Raw genomic sequence first — 15986 nt, 5'->3', positions numbered from 1 at the left:
TCCGACCCACCCCTGCCTCCTCACCCAGCACCGGCCGCCCGCGCGTGGCAACCCCCGTCCGTCGTGGCAATTCCCCCACAGGCGGGCACCGAACACCAGGAGAACGATCCTTGCGTAGCTCACGAATTCTCACGATGGCAAGCGCGGCGGCGATAGCCGTGGCCGCGCTCACCGGATGTGGACAGTCCACCGGAACGGTCGGCCCCGAGGACACCCTGAGCCTGGCCGCCGCCGTGCCGTTGGGCAGTTTCGATCCGGTCAATATCGATACCGGGCCGGGAAAACCGTACTGGCAGGCCGTATATGACACCCTGCTCCGCCTGGACGCGAACCGCCAACCCATCCCCGGTCTGGCGACTGCCTTCCGCTACGACCCGGCCTATACCACCCTCACCCTGGACCTGCGCGAGAACGTGAAGTTCAGCGACGGAACGGCTTTCGACGCCGCAGCCGCGAAAACCAATCTGGACCGCTTCCGGTCGACGCCGGGACCCCACAGCGCGATGGCCCAGGCCATCACCGACATCGAAGCGGTGGGGCCGAACCAGCTCATCCTGCGGCTGTCCGCGCCGGACCCGGCGCTGTTGTCCAATCTGGCCTCGGCGCTCGGCGCGATGGTCTCACCGACCGCGCTGACCGCCGGCGGCGTCGAGCAGAACCCGGTCGGATCCGGCCCCTACGTCTTCGATTCCGGCGAAACCCAGCCGGGCACAACGGTCTTCCATCGCAACGCCGATTTCCCCGACAGCTCGGCCTATCCGTTCGACCGGCTCGAGGTGGTCTCGCTGACCGACCCCAACACCATTCGCAACGGACTCACCACCGGGCGGCTCGACGCGGCGTCGACGGCGACGATCGAGGCGAAGGAACTGCAGGCCGCGGGCCTGGCGACCATGCAGCTGCCCAATTCGTGGAACGGCCTGGTCCTCGCCGATCGGGCCGGTACACTGCAGCCAGCGCTGAGCCGGGTGGACGTGCGCCAGGCCATCAACATGGTCGTCGACCGGGAGCTGTTCCACCGGCTCGCACCGGGTAACCCGCCGACCACCAGCCAGATCTTCGCGCGCGGCACCGGCGCCTACGATGAGACGCTCGACACCGTATACCCGCGCGACATCGCCAAGGCCAAAGACCTGATGAGCCGCGCGGGCTATCCCGACGGATTCGCGGTCACCATGCCGGACATGTCGTCCTACACCGGCAGCCCGGCCCTCAATACCGCGCTCGACATGCAGCTCGGCACCATCGGCATCCGCATCACCTGGGAGAAGGTGCCGCCGACCCAGCTGATGTCCTCGATGATGTCCGGCCGGTTCCCGATGTTCTTCATGTCGCTGGGCACCAAGACGCCCTGGGAAGATGTGCAGCTGTCGGTGCTGCCCGCCGCCGCGTGGAATCCCTTCCGCGTCGCCGATCCCGCACTCACCGGACTGCTCTCCGCCGCGCAGCACGCCGTGCCCGGCCCGGAACAGGATGCCGCGTTTCAGCGGATCAACCGCTGGTTGGTCGAGAATGCCTGGTTCGCACCGATATTCGCCTCGGAGGCGGTGTGGGCCTCGGTCCCGGGGGTGCGGGTCGAACAGCAGAGCCAGGGCATTCCGGATCTGATTCGTTTTCAGCGAGCGGAGCGCTGACCGCATGCCGAAGCTGTTGTTCAAGCGGACGGTGTCCGCGTTACTGCTGCTGGTGGGAGTGACCACCCTGTCGTTCTTTCTGACCGGGGTCGGCGGTTCCGATCCCGGGCGCACTAGGCTCGGTCCGCAAGCCGACGAGGAATCGGTCGCGGCGATGAATCACGCTCTCGGCGTTGATCGTCCGCTGCTGGTGCAGTACGCGGACTGGGTGGGCGATCTACTGCGGGGCGACCTCGGCCGGTCCTATGTGAACAATCAGCCGGTCGGGCGGGAGCTGGTGACCCATCTGCCGGTGAGCATGTCGCTGGTGGGGTTGAGTGTGCTGGCGGTGGCCGGGCTGAGCCTGGTGCTGGCCGTGCTCGCGGCGACCGGGCGCGGCCGGGTCGACCGGGTCATCCAGTTGATCTCGCTGACCGGTCACGCCGTGCCGGGCTATCTGCTCGCCCTGCTGTTGCTGACGCTGTTCGCGGTGCGATGGCAGATTTTCCCGGTGCTCGGGTACGTCCCGCTGAGCACCTCACCGAGCCGCTGGCTCTGGGGCATGGTGCTGCCGGTCACTGCGGTGGCTCTCTCGGGGATGGCCGGGGCGCTGCTGCAGGGACGCGGCGCGCTGCTGGATGTGCTCGACGCGGACTATGTCCGCACCTTGCGCTCGCGCGGCATCTCCACCCGCTCGGTGCTGTGGCGGCACGCGGTGCGCAACGCCGCGCCGCCGTGGCTGACGGCGTTGTCGCTGGGCAGCGTCGCGATGCTCGGCGGTTCGTTCATGGTCGAAAAGGTCTTCGCCATGCCGGGGCTGGGCACGCTCGCGGTGAACTCCACCATCGCGGGGGACCGCCCGGTCCTGATGGGTCTGGTGGTGCTCACTGCCGGCCTGGTCGTCGCCGTCAATCTCCTCACCGACCTCGCCCAACTGTGGCTGATCCCGAAGGCGCGCACCGCATGACCGAACCACTACCGCCCGCGGGGCCGGCCGTGCGGCCGTCCCGCCTGCGCATGCTCTACGCCAATCCGCTGGCACTCACCGGATCGGTGCTGCTGACCGCCATCCTGTGCATGTTCGTCGCCGCCATCGTCATCGGCTGGGTCGCCCCGACCGCTGCCACGGACGCGGATCTGAACAATCTGAACGCACCGCCGGGCAGCGCGGGCCATCTGCTCGGCACCGACAGCGGCGGCCGCGATGTACTCGTCCGGCTGGTGGTCGCCACCGAGTCGACGCTGGTCAGCGCGACCATCGCGCTGGGCGTCGCGATCACGCTGGGCGTTCCCGCCGGCCTGATCGCGGGCTATTACAGCGGCCGGGTCGATCTCGCCCTCGACTGGGTGTCCAGTCTCATCCTGTCACTGCCCGCGCTCATGGTGCTGATGGCGATCATTGCGGGACTGGGCAATTCGATGTGGATCACCATGAGCGCGCTGGGCGTGATGATGATGCCGGGAGTGTTCCGGTTGATCCGCGCGCAGGTACACGCCATCCGATCGGAGCTCTACCTCGACGCCGCCCGGGTGTCCGGGCTGCCTGATTCCCGCATCATCGCCCGGCATGTTTTCGGTGTGGTGCGCGCACCGCTGCTGCTCATGCTCACGGCGCTGTCCGGTATCGCGATCACAGTGCAGACCGGGCTGGATTTCATCGGCTTGGGCAGCCGGGACGTGATCACCTGGGGCGGGATGCTGAGCGAGGGGTTCAACGCGATCCATCACAATCCGGTGCTGTTCGCTTGGCCCGGACTGGCAGTGTCGCTGACGGTGCTGGCATTGTTCCTGCTGGGCAACGGAATTCGTGATGCGCTGCAGACCGTGCAGGCGCCCGCCCGACCAGCGCGCGCATCCGCACCGGTCGCCGCAGCCTCGGCGCCGGTCGACTCGATTCCACCCGGACCGGATGAGGCGCTGTGCGTACGCGATCTGCGCATCGCCTACCCCGGCACCACGGGCGAGCCGGTCGAGGTGGTGCGCGGTGCGACACTCACCGTCCGTGCCGGACGCACACTCGGGCTGGTGGGCGAGTCCGGTTCGGGCAAAACGCAGACCGCGTTCGCATTGCTCGATCTCCTGCCCGGACAGGCTCGGCTCACGTCCGGACAGATCTGGCTGGACGGAGTCGACCTGCGCACCCTGCCAGCGGCCGACCGCGAACGCCGGGTGCGCGCCTCCATCGCCTATGTGCCACAGGAACCGATGACCAATCTCGATCCGGCCTTCACAATCGGCTTCCAGCTGACCGAACCTCTGCGCGCCCGCGGCATGTCCCGGGCTGCGGCCCGGGAGCGTGCTGCCGGTCTGCTGAACCGCATGGGTTTGCCGGACCCGGATCGGGTCATGCGCTCCTATCCGCACGAGATCTCCGGCGGCATGGCCCAGCGAGTGCTCATTGCCGGCGCGGTGTCCACCGAACCGCGCATTCTCATCGCGGACGAGCCGACCACCGCACTCGATGTCACGGTGCAGAGCGAAATCCTCGACCTGTTGCGCGATCTGCAGCAGGAGCTGGGCATGTCGATTCTGTTGGTAACCCACGATCTCGGGGTGGTGGCCGACCTATGCGACGACGTCGCGGTCATGCGCGACGGTGAGATCATCGAAAATGCTTCGGTGCGTGCGTTCTTCGACAGTCCGGCGCACGAGTACTCGCGCCGGCTCCTCGCCGCGGTCCCGGACGAGGACCGCGTCCGCCCCGACTACTCCCCCACCGCCGACCCGAAAGCCGATGCCCGCGCATGAGCCTGCTCGAAATCAACGATCTGGTCGTCCGATTCCGCCGACGGGGACGGCGCGCCGCACCCTTCACCGCGGTGGACCGTGTGAACCTCGACATCCGGCACGGCGAGACCGTCGGCCTGGTCGGCGAATCCGGCTCGGGGAAAACGACTCTCGGCCGCGCCGTGCTGGGGCTTGCCCCGGTGACCGCAGGGGTTGTCCGCTTCGACGGCACCGAGATCCAGAGCTGGAGCCGCGCCCAGCGGCGGCCCCTGGCCGCGCGCATCCAGGTGGTGTTCCAGGACCCCTACAGTTCGCTCAATCCGATGATGAGCGTGGCCGACATCCTCACCGAGCCGCTGCGGGCTGCCGGAATGCCCCGCCCCGAAGCTCGCGTCCGCGTCACGACCCTGCTCGACCAGGTCGGGCTGCCCAGCAACGCGGCAGACCGCTACGCACGTGAGTTCTCCGGCGGGCAACGCCAGCGCGTCGCCATCGCGCGGGCACTGGCACTGTCCCCCGAACTGATCGTCTGCGACGAAGCCGTGTCCGCACTGGACCTGTCCACTCGAGAGCGAATCCTGTCCCTGCTCATCGACATTCAGCAACAGACCGGAGTCGCCTACCTGTTCGTCACCCACGACATAGCCGTCGTACGCCACATCAGCCACCGCGTCGCGGTGATGAAACACGGCCGCATCGTGGAGTTCGGCTCCTGCGCCCAGGTCACCACCGCCCCTGTAGACCGATTCACCCAGAAACTCCTGCTATCAACGCTTGTCGCCGATCCCGAGCGGCAACAGGTACGTCGAGCCCGGCGACAATCGCTGGGGGCCGCAACGCGTGATCCGGCATAGGCACCGATTTCGGCGACTATCGGAACGCAGAAACCATGAGCAGATGGCACCCGGTCGGGGGGCATGCCCCACAGGAGTAGACATGCACATTCCGCCGACAGCCTTCGCGCAATTCCGAGTACCGAAGCCGACCACGTCGTGCGAACGCCGTGCTGCCAACCGATGATCGCCCACGCCAACAGCGCCGGGTTGATCGATTTCGACCGGGTCATCGCCGACGCCTCGCACGTGCGGGCGAAAAAAGGGGCGCCGCGACCGGTCCGAGCCCAGATGGATCGTCGAACAATCCCTGGCCCTGCTGCACCAGTACCGCCACCTCGCCACCCGCTGGGAACGCACCGACATCCACCAAGGACTCTCGACCTCGCCGCCGCCCTCATCTGCTGGCGAAGACTCCGCAACCGAACCTGATAGGTGCTCGAGGGGACTCGAACCCCCGACCCCCTCTACAGGAAAGATCCTGGTCAGCAGCCTCCGGTCGCCTCGGCACCGCTGTTCTTCGGCCGTTCACGACACGTCGTTGCATTTGACGACAGAATCCGGCCTACGAAGTGATGACGGCGTCACCACCCCGCTACGCGCTGGAGGTTATCGCAACAGCTCGTTGACACCGGCGCTGCGGCAGGGTGCCGACTGCGGCTTGGGCGAACGTAGAAGTGAACGACGGCAGCCGGACAGACGGCATACAGGCCGACTCATTGGGGATGGGTGGTGACCACTCGCTACACCCGGGAGCAGTCATCAACCCAGCATCATCGGATCAAGCGACGCGTGGTGCTGCTCGGGACCGACCACTCCATCACGATGGATGTCCGCCCCGGCGGACACCGAGACCTCGGTGAGACCATGGCCCCGGAAGGAGTATCTCCTCGCGGAGTGAGGTATGAACTAGCAGACCGCCGACTCGCATCGACCGCGCGACTCCTAGGGTTCCGCGGGCGACCGCAATGTCGATGACGACCCCACCGCCGTTGGGATAGATCAGCATCTCACGTAGCTCTTCGCCTACCACCGGAGCCGACAGTGACCGATACATCTGAGGCAACCCCAGCGGTGCCCGATGAACCGTCGCACCAAAAGCCATACGAGAAGACATATTCCGTTGCCGAAGGCGCGGCCGCGCTACGGAAATCAGTGCGCTGGTATACCGAACAGCTGAAGGCAGGGCGCCTGCCTGGCCACAAGGCGGGACGAACGTGGTTCCTCACCGCGAGCGACATCGCCGCGGCCATCGAAGTCACGGCTCAACCGGCCACACAGCTTCCCCAGCGAGCCCGAACTGCGCCAACCATCGATCGATCGGCCCGGCGCCGCACCAGACGCCGTCGCAACCCGATCCCGCCACAGAATGACCGGCGCTAGCCTCTCACTGGGCCATTACTGCCGATCCAAGCACCGGCCAGAGCCTGCGTCTCCAGGTCCGATCCCCCGTCCGACACGAATCGGCTACGGCCGAAGGCGCGTTCCCACGTGTCGATCTTTCTTGTTCCAGGTCTTTGTGGCATGGCGCTTCCGCGCTGAGGCCGGGCAATGCGTTGACGCCGAGCCGGCTACGAGGAGAGCTGGATGGCCCGCGTGTACTGGTAGGCTCGCGGATGGGAATCAGGCAGACGGGCCTGCGAGGAGTTCGTCATGCCGAATTCGAGTTCGAAACCAATCTACTATCCTGTGCTGCACGCGAAAGCGCCCGGCAGAGCTAAGGTTTCACACAGCAGAGCACGAGCAGGGCACCTGCAGGACAGCCCGCGCGACGGGACGCTAACCGCTGTGTCAGGCATCCCCAATCGAAACGCCGTCGCGGCACTGTCTCGCCCGCTTCGTATGCCGTCGAGGCGCAATCCCATTTCGATCATCGCTGAGGTGCACAGCCGCCGGATCTATAGCCTCCCAGGACTTTCGATCGAAGCGTTCTCCCATGGGTGGTAAGGCGACATCGAAACCATTGCCATCCTCGGGCGGTTTCGCACCGACCGAGCCCACCTCAGGTGTCGATACCAGCGGGTTGGACGAGATCTGGCTGAGTACGAACGAGGTTGCGCGCCGCCTGCAGATTCCGGTGAAGACGCTGGCGGCGTGGGCCGCGGGTGGTCGCGGCCCACGCTTTGCGCGGATGGGCAGGTACCGCCGCTACCGGCTCAGCGACTTGCTCGCCTGGGAGCAAGCACAGGTGGAGCGCGGAGGCGGCGGGCGCAGCGGTTTGTGACCGCCTAACGCTGGAATCCGTAGCTGCGGCAACCCATCACTAGCAACTTTCTAGCAACATTCTGGCACTTGTGTCCAGCCGGGCGCTCGCTGCACGCTCACCCGGCGCAACGACACAACGGCTCCTTGGCCATCGAGACCAAACGACGCCACACCGGGCGGATATCAGGTTGGGCGAATTGGCGGCAATCGAGATGAATCGGAAGGGAGGCACGTGGGAGGACGGCTACCGAAGCCGGTGGGCACCTTCGGGGTGCCCACCCGGCCGAAGAAGCAGAAGAACGGACGCTGGCGCACGACGGTGTACTACTACGGGGCCGCAGGACGTACCCAGCTCGAGCGGGTCGGCGCCAGTGCGGACGAGGCACGCAATCGCCTGGCCGAGGCGATGCGCGATCACCGTGAGCAGCTCGGCTACGGGCGAATCACCCGCACCACCAAGTTGATCGACCTGGCCACCGAGCTGTTGGTGGAGTTGGAGAACGACGACGCCTACAGCGAGGGCAACGTCGAGGACTACCGCCGCGAGATCTTCGTCTCGACCGATCGGCGTGCCAACCCGAAGACGATCAAGATCGAGAATTCGGTCGGCAACCTGCAGGTCTGGCAAGCCACCTCTGGTGAGCTCGATCGTCACCTCAAACGCCTTGTCGCTCTGGGTCTTCGGCGAAAGGCCAAACAGCACAAGATCATTCTGCGGGCGATGATGCAGATCGCGGTCCGTCACGGCGCGGTGGAAACCAACCCCGTCGACGGCGTGGGACAGTTCGTCCGGCGCCGCAATCCCGCGCGGGGCAAGGTCGAAGACCAGAACGCGTTGCCGGCGTTCCGGGCGCAGGTGCGCGCGTGGGCGCGCGGGGAAGCCATCCCCGGCACGCCCGCCTACACCAGTGGGCCGGCGCGGGATTGGACGGTGGTGTGGGTGGTCGATGTGATCACCGGGACCGGGATGCGTCCGCACGAGGTGTTCGCGCTGCTGCTCGACGACATCGATCTCGACGCCAGCGATCCCTACCTCGATGTCACCGGCACCCTGGTCGAAGTCAAGGGCGCCGGAGCGGGCGGATGGGTGCGCAAACCCGCCCCGAAGACCGACAACGGGTGGCGGCGCATCCTGCTGCCCGAGCACACCGTGCAAGCCACCCGCGAGGCGATCAAGGACCTCGAGGTCACCGCGCGCCCCAACCCGATGGGGCTGTTGTTCCCGGCACGCAACGGCTCGGTGCGCAACCCGAACAACTTCGGGCGCACCTGGCGGGCGGCGCGCGGGGAGAACTTCGACTGGGTGACCCCGCGAACCTTCCGCAAGGGCGTGGCGACCGCGGTCGATCACGCCTACGACGACCCGGAACGGGCGGCGCGCCAGCTGGGCAACACCGAGGCGGTCGCCAAGAAGCACTACATCGACCTCCCCGAGACCGTGCCCGACAACCGGGACGTGCCCGAGGCCTGGGCACAGGGCAGCCAGAGCCCGAAAGTATGAGATTTTGACTGGCTCGGTTCGAATGCGGCGGCGTGTCGCCGAGACGAGAAAACCCCTTCCGACCAGGTCGGAAGGGGTTTTGGTTGTCGGGCTGACAGGATTTGAACCTGCGACCACTTGACCCCCAGTCAAGTGCGCTACCAAACTGCGCCACAGCCCGTGGTGCGCCCGCTTGGGGCGCTTGAAGAGATTACAACAGTGTATGTCTGGAGAGCTAATCCGCTGGTCAAACGGGGTGGCTCCGGGCCGCGGGCGGTCGGTCGCACCGTGGAGCGTAGCCGCGATCCGAGCCGCTGTGAAACCTTCCGTATCTCATCGACGTCTTCCCGCCAATCGTATTGCGCGAGCATGCGGAGACAACCGAGCCAGGGCCCTCCGAGTGCGGAGACGACGCGACAGGTCGTAGTGGTGCCCGAGACCCTCCAAGCATGGCGGACAGGGGCGATGAGCCAGGGCAGCTCGGCACCCGATGCAGCGTCCTCGTCGATCCGCAGGCGCTCAGACCCAGCACTGGGCTGGATCCAACACCTCCGAACACCGAGCGGCACTACCGCTCAACTCCTACTCGGTGCCCTTCGCCGGAATCTGCCTTTCCGCCGGTGTCATGGTTCTGGGCGTAATCGTCAACGCCATCTCCCCCGACAGGGCGTTCGCCTACATCACCTCGGTCTCCACCGTCGGCATCATCTTCGTCTGGGGAATCATTCTCGTCTGCCACATGATCTACCGCGCCCGCGTCAGGGCCGGTGCACTGCCCGCCAGCGACTACCGGCTGCCCGCCGCGCCGGTGACCACCTGGTTCGCACTCGGACTCCTCGTTCTCGTCGTCGTTCTGCTGTTGTTCACCGGCAGCGGGCGCACCGCCGTCGCGGTCACGCGTCTGGGCGGTGGCCGTCGGGGCGGGGTACCTCGCTTGCCGTGTGCGCCACGCCAAGTCCGAATGAAATCCGAAGGCGGATCGAACAACTCGTCTCTCAGTTACAGGCAGAAAGTGATGTATTCGAACGGATCGACACCCACAATGGACCGAATCAGGACAGTCCCGTTGTTGGAACCCGCGCATCTACTTCAGGCCATCTCCGGATGCCGTACCGGCAGCCTGCCTCTCGTGGAATGGGTACGAGAGCTCGGCGATATGCATGCCGAACTGATACCCGCACAAATCGCCCCGATGCCGCAGTACAAAGCGGTTGCTCGTGAGCGGCTTCGCTTAAGGATCGACCGAGTCGTGCGCGAGATCGATTCGTGGGCGGCGCGCAACCTTCCACGTACGAAAGGCGCACGCAAGCACACGCATTCGCTGGGCGAGGTGTTGAGCCACATTGCCAAGTTGTATGCGGAGACGTGGTGGACAGTGCTGCATTCGGCGGATGGCGAAACGCGCCACGAGGCATGGTGTCACCTGAGCGAAGCCCGAGAGGGCTACGCGGAAATGGTGGAGGAGATTCGAGCACGGCGTCTTCAATTGCCATTGGGATGGATGGGAATTCGAGCTCGGACGTAGCCGCCAGTTCCGGAATCAGGCCGAGGTACGGCGACACTCCTGCCGTCGCGCGGGTGCGTCAGATCGGAGAGCTGCCGAAACTACCCTCGAGCCGGTTCCGCGAACCCGGGTGGATCAGTCGGGCCGCGCTGACCAGGCCGGTCGACGACCAGGTACGCCGCCGGATCAACAGGCACGGTTCCGAGCGTGGTATACCGAGCAATCTGCATTCCTCGGCGCTGGCCAGGACCGCCTCGACGACGTGCTCACCACGCTCCAGCGGGGCCACCTTGCTGAGATAGGTGTTCGGGGTCAGCGTGGTGAAATCCTGCTGGAGATACTCCGGCGCCTCGGCCGGGTTGACGTAGCGGTCCTCCACCTGAATCGGCACGTCGTCCTCGAAATGCACGATCAGCGAATGGAACACCTTGCCGCCCAGTGCGTTACCCAGCACCGGGTGACCCATCTCGACGTCTTCGGCCCGGACGAACACCACCTCGGTGCGGTGCCGATGCCCGCGCTGCTGGATCTCGTCGGCGATGTTCTTCACCTCGAACAGCGGTGAGGCCGTTTTGGCCTGCGCCACGAAGGTGCCGACGCCCATCACCCGGTTCAGCACGCCGTCGGCGGTGAGGTCGCGCAGAGCCCGGTTGATGGTCATCCGGGACAGGCCCAACGCGTTGACGAGTTGGTTCTCGGAGGGGATCTGATCGCCCGGCCGCCACCGGCCGCCCTTGATCTGCGAAGCGATCAGCTGCTTGACGCGCTCGTACGCGGCGAACTCGGTACCGAGTCCGTCGTAGAGCGCGGCCAGGTCCGCGTCGACTATTTCGATCGCCACCACCGACATCCGTTCCCTTGCCTCACGGGGCTTCGCACCGACACGCTCCGCGCCGACACCCGTAGCCGCCGGGCGACGACCGACAGCGCCGCCGAGTCTCGGTCGCCCGATTCCGATATCGCCCCGAGGATACGTCGCGGACGGACCGGTCGGGCCACGCCGCGGTCGGCACCGCACTCGACGTCGCCGAACACCCGCCCCCACGCCAGCGACACTGCGTTCGCTTCGACCACTCGGCGCAGCTCGACCGCGTCCGACGCGGGACGCTCGCGCCGCGCGCTGTTCGGATCGACATGTCGCTCATAGCTTTCCGTAATGGCCGATGCGTAGTGGCGCGAGCAGATGGAGAACCTCGGAGCACGCTTGACAGCCGGTTGTATATACAGGACTATACACCCATCGAGTGACCCCGCGCACACCCGCCAGAGGAGAGAACATGACCGACGCATCCACGCCCGAACCCGGCCCACGTCCCGTCTCCGCGGACCGCGGCACCGAACTGAGCACCCTCGGCTGGCAGCAAGAAGGCGCGCTGCGGATGCTGATGAACAACCTCGACCCCGAAGTCGCCGAACGCCCCGACGATCTCCTCGTCTACGGCGGCACCGGCCGGGCCGCGCGCAGCTGGGCCGCGTTCGACGCGATCGTGCGCACTTTGCAGACCCTGAAATCCGATGAGACGCTGCTGGTCCAGTCGGGCAAGCCGGTCGGCGTCTTCCGCACCCACGAGTGGGCGCCCCGCGTTCTGCTGGCGAACTCCAACCTCGTCGGCGATTGGGCCAACTGGGAAGAGTTCCGCAAGCTGGAGCAGCTCGGCCTGATCATGTACGGCCAGATGACCGCCGGTTCCTGGATCTACATCGGTAGCCAGGGCATCCTGCAGGGAACCTACGAAACCTTCGGCGCGGTGGCGCGCAAGCGATTCGGCGGATCCCTGGCGGGCACCATCACGCTCACCGCGGGCCTCGGCGGCATGGGCGGCGCCCAGCCGCTGGCGGTGACGATGAACGAGGGCGTGGCGATCTGCGTGGAATGCGACCCGGCGCGCATCGACCGCCGCATCGATCACGGTTATCTCGACACCAAGGCCGAGACGGTGCAGGAGGCGCTCGACCTGGCGATCCGCGCCCGCGACGAGCGCAGGCCGCTGTCCATCGGCGTGCTCGGCAATGCCGCCGAGGTCTTCCCACAGCTGCTGGCCATGGCAGCGCCGATCGACATCGTCACCGATCAGACCTCGGCACACGACCCGCTGTCCTACCTGCCGATCGGCGTCGCGCTCGAGGACTGGCACACCCTCGCCGACAAGGATCCGGCCTGGTTCACCACGGAGTCGCAGGCATCGATGGCCAAGCACGTCGAAGCCATGGTCGGCTTCATGGACAAGGGCGCGGAGGTCTTCGACTACGGCAACTCCATCCGCGACGAGGCCCGAAAGGGCGGCTACGACCGCGCTTTCGAGTTCCCCGGATTCGTCCCGGCCTACATCCGGCCGCTGTTCGAGGAGGGGCTCGGCCCGTTCCGCTGGGCCGCGCTGTCCGGCGACCCGAAAGACATCGCCGCCACCGACCGGGCGATCCTGGAGCTGTTCCCGGAGAACGAGCACCTCCGGCGGTGGATCGAGCTGGCAGGCGAGAAGGTGAAGTTCGAGGGTCTGCCCGCGCGGATCTGCTGGCTCGGTTACGGCGAACGACACCGTGCCGGGCTGAAGTTCAACGAGATGGTCGCCTCGGGCGAGCTCTCCGCGCCCATCGCCATCGGCCGCGATCACCTCGATTCCGGCTCGGTGGCCTCGCCGTATCGGGAAACCGAGGCGATGGCCGACGGCTCCGACGCCATTGCCGACTGGCCGCTGCTCAATGCCCTGGTCAACACCGCCTCCGGCGCCTCGTGGGTGTCGATCCACCACGGTGGCGGCGTCGGCATGGGCCGCTCCATCCACGCCGGGCAGGTGTGCATCGCCGACGGCACCGAACTGGCCGCCCAGAAGCTGGAGCGCGTACTCACCAACGACCCGGGCATGGGCGTCATCCGGCATGTCGACGCCGGCTACGACCATGCCGCCGAGGTGGCCCGCGAGCGCGGCGTGCGCATTCCGATGAACTCTTGACAGCTTGTATATACGCCGGATTCACTGCAGAAAGCCACTCCCGCCAATGAAGAACGACGGCAACCAAGAGGATCTCCTCACCCTCGAACGTCGCACCATCGACGTCGTGCCCGACGACGAACGCCACGGCACCCCGCGCAGTCAGTTCACCCTGTGGTTCGGGGCGAACATGCAGATCACCGCCATCGTCGACGGCGCACTCGCGGTGGTGTTCGGTGCCGACGCGCTCTGGGCGATCCTCGGTCTGCTCATCGGCAACGTCGTCGGCGGCGCGGTGATGGCGCTGCATTCGGCCCAGGGTCCGCGTATGGGGCTGCCGCAGATGATCTCCAGTCGCGCCCAGTTCGGCGTCAAAGGCGCGGTGGTGCCACTGATCATGGTGATCCTCATGTACCTCGGATTCGCCGCGACCGGGACCGTGCTGGCAGGCCAGGCCGTGAACAAGATGCTCGACATCGACAGTCCGACGGTCGGCATTCTGATCTTCGGCGGTCTCACCGCCTTCGTCGCGATCACCGGCTATCGCTTGATCCACATCGTCGGGCGCATCGCCACCGTCATCGGCATCATCGGGTTCACCTATCTGGCGATCCGGCTGTTCGCCGAGTACAACATGGGCGATTTCGTCGGCATCGTCGGCTTCGACACGGTCACCTTCCTGCTCGCGATCTCCCTCGGCGCCGGTTGGCAGCTGACCTTCGGCCCGTACGTCGCCGACTACTCCCGCTATCTGCCGCGCGGCACCAGTGAACGCACCACCTTCTGGTCCACCTTCCTCGGCAGCGTGATCGGCTCGCAGTGGTCGATGACCTTCGGCGCGCTGGTCGCCGCCGTCGCGGGTGATGCCTTCCTCGGCAATCAGGTCGGTTTCCTGGGTGAACTCGCCGGACCCGCCGTCCTCGCGTTCCTGATCTACCTGGTGATCGTGGTCGGCAAGCTGACGGTCAACGTGCTCAACGCCTACGGCGGGTTCATGTCGATCCTGACCACCGTCACCGCGTTCAACGGCCGGTCCCATATCTCCACCGCCGCGCGCGCTCTCTACATCCTCGGCTTCGTCGCGGTCTCGATGCTGATCGCCATCGCCGCGAGCGCGGACTTCCTGAACAACTTCAAGAACTTCGTGCTCGTGTTGCTGATGGTGTTCACCCCGTGGAGCGCGATCAACCTGATCGACTACTACCTGATCTCCAAGGAACGCATCGACCTGCCCGCGCTCTACGACCCGAAGGGCCGCTATGGATCCTGGAACGTGCCCGCGCTGGTCTGCTACGCCCTGGGTGTCGTCGCACAGATCCCGTTCCTGGCGCAGAAGATGTACACCGGACCCATCACCGACATGCTCGGCGGCGCCGATATCTCGTGGATCGTCGGCATCGTGTTCACCGGCGCGATCTACTACCCCGTCGCCAAGCGCACCAACAACCCGCCCGCGCAGATGATCTATCCCTCGCAGACCGAGATGGTCGATACCCGGATCTAGGAGTCATCCATGCCGACCACCGCACTCACCGACATCGGACTGCTCGTCACCAACGATCCCGCCTTGGGCGACGGCGTCCTCGGCCTGCGCCGGAACGCGGCGGTCGTCTTCGAGGACGGCATCGTCGCGTGGGTCGGCGATTCCGCCGACGCGCCCGCGGCGGATACCGGCCACGAGCTGGGCGGGCGCGCCGTGCTACCCGGATTCGTGGAATCGCATTCGCATCTGGTGTTCGCGGGGGATCGGGCCGAGGAGTTCGCGGCCCGGATGTCCGGGCAGCAGTACGCCGCGGGCGGTATCCGGACCACCATCGAGGCCACCCGGGCCGCCACCGATCAGCAGCTCGAGGCGAATGTCCGGCGGTTGATGGACGAATCACTGCGGACGGGCAGCACGACCGTCGAGTGCAAATCCGGGTACGGGCAGTCGGTCGAGCACGAATTGCGCAGCGTTCAGGTGGCGGGACGCTACACCGACGAGGTGACGCTGTTGGCCGCGCACGTCCCGCCGCCGGAGTACGCCGGGCGCGCCGACGACTACGTAGCCATGGCGTGCGCGGAGATGATCCCGAAATGCGCGCCGCACGCGAAATGGATCGATGTGTTCTGTGAGCAGGGCGCTTTCGACCGAGATCAAGCACATGCCGTCCTCAGCGCCGGTGTGGCGCACGGGCTGATTCCACGGGTGCACGGAAACCAGCTGCGGCAGGGGCCCGGTGTGCAGCTGGCGGTGGAGCTGGGCGCGGCGTCGGTCGACCATGTCACGCACGTGAACTCGGCCGATATCGACGCGCTCGCCCACAGCGACACCGTCGCCACTCTGCTGCCCGGCGCCGACTTCTGCACCCGCGGCAGCTATCCCGACGCTCGCGCACTGCTCGACGCCGGGATCACGGTGGCACTCGGCGCGGACTGCAATCCCGGCACCAGCTACACGACCAGCCTTCCGTTCTGCATCGCGATCGCGGTGCGCGATATGCGCATGACTCCCGACGAAGCCGTCTGGGCCGCCACCGCCGGTGGCGCGAGGGCGCTGCGCCGCACCGATATCGGCGCCCTCACTCCAGGCGCCCGCGCCGACGCCCTGGCGCTCGACGCACCTACCCACCTGCACCTGGCCTACCGGCCCGGTGTTCCCCTGATCAGCCGAGTGTGGCGCGAAGGCACGCTCGCCTACTCGAAGTGAGGAGG

Annotated in this window: 11 protein-coding genes, 1 tRNA gene and 1 pseudogene; 11 read left to right on the top strand and 2 right to left on the bottom strand. The window is 66.5% G+C overall.

Annotated features, from left to right (window positions below; translation table 11 throughout):
• Positions 1-134: 134 nt before the first annotated feature.
• From T333_RS20185 to T333_RS20160, 6 genes are all read left to right on the top strand, one after another.
• A complete protein-coding gene (locus T333_RS20185) occupies positions 135-1634 on the top strand; it encodes an ABC transporter substrate-binding protein (protein WP_496425454.1) in 1500 nt (499 codons plus the stop codon).
• A gap of 4 nt (positions 1635-1638) precedes the next feature.
• Positions 1639-2580, top strand: coding sequence for an ABC transporter permease (locus tag T333_RS20180; protein WP_496425453.1), 942 nt, complete (start codon positions 1639-1641; stop codon positions 2578-2580).
• On the top strand, positions 2577-4361 hold the full coding sequence (locus T333_RS20175) for a dipeptide/oligopeptide/nickel ABC transporter permease/ATP-binding protein (RefSeq protein WP_496425452.1): 1785 nt from the start codon (positions 2577-2579) through the stop codon (positions 4359-4361). Before T333_RS20180 ends, T333_RS20175 begins: the two co-directional genes overlap by 4 nt.
• The gene (locus T333_RS20170) at positions 4358-5194 is read left to right on the top strand and encodes an ABC transporter ATP-binding protein (RefSeq protein ID WP_496425451.1); all 837 of its coding nucleotides are present in this window, start codon (positions 4358-4360) and stop codon (positions 5192-5194) included. Before T333_RS20175 ends, T333_RS20170 begins: the two co-directional genes overlap by 4 nt.
• A gap of 2002 nt (positions 5195-7196) precedes the next feature.
• Positions 7197-7397, top strand: a complete 201-nt coding sequence (locus T333_RS20165) for a helix-turn-helix domain-containing protein (RefSeq protein ID WP_496425450.1) — start codon at positions 7197-7199, stop codon at positions 7395-7397.
• Between the two features lie 213 nt (positions 7398-7610).
• Positions 7611-8879, top strand: a complete 1269-nt coding sequence (locus T333_RS20160) for a hypothetical protein (protein WP_496425449.1) — start codon at positions 7611-7613, stop codon at positions 8877-8879.
• An 86-nt stretch (positions 8880-8965) separates the two neighbouring features.
• On the opposite strand, the gene T333_RS20155 is transcribed toward T333_RS20160, so the two are convergent.
• Positions 8966-9039, bottom strand: a tRNA-Pro gene (locus T333_RS20155).
• A gap of 393 nt (positions 9040-9432) precedes the next feature.
• Between T333_RS20155 and proY the strand changes: the two are divergent.
• Both proY and T333_RS20145 read left to right on the top strand, forming a co-directional pair.
• Positions 9433-9823 (top strand): annotated as a pseudogene (proY, locus tag T333_RS20150) (proline-specific permease ProY); the annotation flags it as partial.
• 164 nt (positions 9824-9987) lie between these two features.
• Complete coding sequence (locus tag T333_RS20145) at positions 9988-10383, top strand: hypothetical protein (RefSeq protein ID WP_357255182.1); 396 nt, start codon at positions 9988-9990, stop codon at positions 10381-10383.
• A 58-nt stretch (positions 10384-10441) separates the two neighbouring features.
• On the opposite strand, the gene hutC is transcribed toward T333_RS20145, so the two are convergent.
• Positions 10442-11212 (bottom strand): histidine utilization transcriptional repressor HutC, encoded by a 771-nt coding sequence (gene hutC, locus T333_RS20140; protein WP_355003258.1) that lies wholly within the window; start codon positions 11210-11212, stop codon positions 10442-10444.
• Between the two features lie 427 nt (positions 11213-11639).
• Between hutC and hutU the strand changes: the two genes are divergently transcribed.
• Genes hutU through hutI form a run of 3 tightly spaced genes read left to right on the top strand, consistent with a single transcriptional unit; the run spans position 11640 to position 15981 of the window.
• Positions 11640-13313 carry a urocanate hydratase gene (gene hutU, locus T333_RS20135; RefSeq protein ID WP_357255187.1) on the top strand — a complete coding sequence of 558 codons (1674 nt, stop codon included), beginning with the start codon at positions 11640-11642 and terminating at the stop codon, positions 13311-13313.
• Between the two features lie 46 nt (positions 13314-13359).
• Complete coding sequence (locus T333_RS20130) at positions 13360-14796, top strand: purine-cytosine permease family protein (RefSeq protein ID WP_496425448.1); 1437 nt, start codon at positions 13360-13362, stop codon at positions 14794-14796.
• Between the two features lie 9 nt (positions 14797-14805).
• Positions 14806-15981, top strand: a complete 1176-nt coding sequence (gene hutI / locus T333_RS20125) for an imidazolonepropionase (protein ID WP_496425447.1) — start codon at positions 14806-14808, stop codon at positions 15979-15981.
• Positions 15982-15986 lie beyond the last annotated feature (5 nt).

It is taken from the genome of Nocardia sp. CNS-044 (genome assembly GCF_059570515.1).
The sequence above is the reverse complement of the archived record's forward strand: the minus strand, read 5'-3'. Positions and strand labels throughout refer to the sequence as shown.

Excerpts from the sequence above, each read along its gene's own strand:
- T333_RS20170 (WP_496425451.1), top strand. The coding sequence starts at position 4,358 with ATGAGCCTGCTCGAAATCAACGATCTGGTCGTCCGATTCCGCCGACGG.
- T333_RS20185 (WP_496425454.1), top strand. The coding sequence starts at position 135 with ATGGCAAGCGCGGCGGCGATAGCCGTGGCCGCGCTCACCGGATGTGGA.
- hutC (WP_355003258.1), bottom strand. The coding sequence starts at position 11,212 with ATGTCGGTGGTGGCGATCGAAATAGTCGACGCGGACCTGGCCGCGCTC.
- hutI (WP_496425447.1), top strand. The coding sequence starts at position 14,806 with ATGCCGACCACCGCACTCACCGACATCGGACTGCTCGTCACCAACGAT.
- hutU (WP_357255187.1), top strand. The coding sequence starts at position 11,640 with ATGACCGACGCATCCACGCCCGAACCCGGCCCACGTCCCGTCTCCGCG.
- T333_RS20180 (WP_496425453.1), top strand. The coding sequence starts at position 1,639 with ATGCCGAAGCTGTTGTTCAAGCGGACGGTGTCCGCGTTACTGCTGCTG.
- T333_RS20175 (WP_496425452.1), top strand. The coding sequence starts at position 2,577 with ATGACCGAACCACTACCGCCCGCGGGGCCGGCCGTGCGGCCGTCCCGC.
- T333_RS20130 (WP_496425448.1), top strand. The coding sequence starts at position 13,360 with ATGAAGAACGACGGCAACCAAGAGGATCTCCTCACCCTCGAACGTCGC.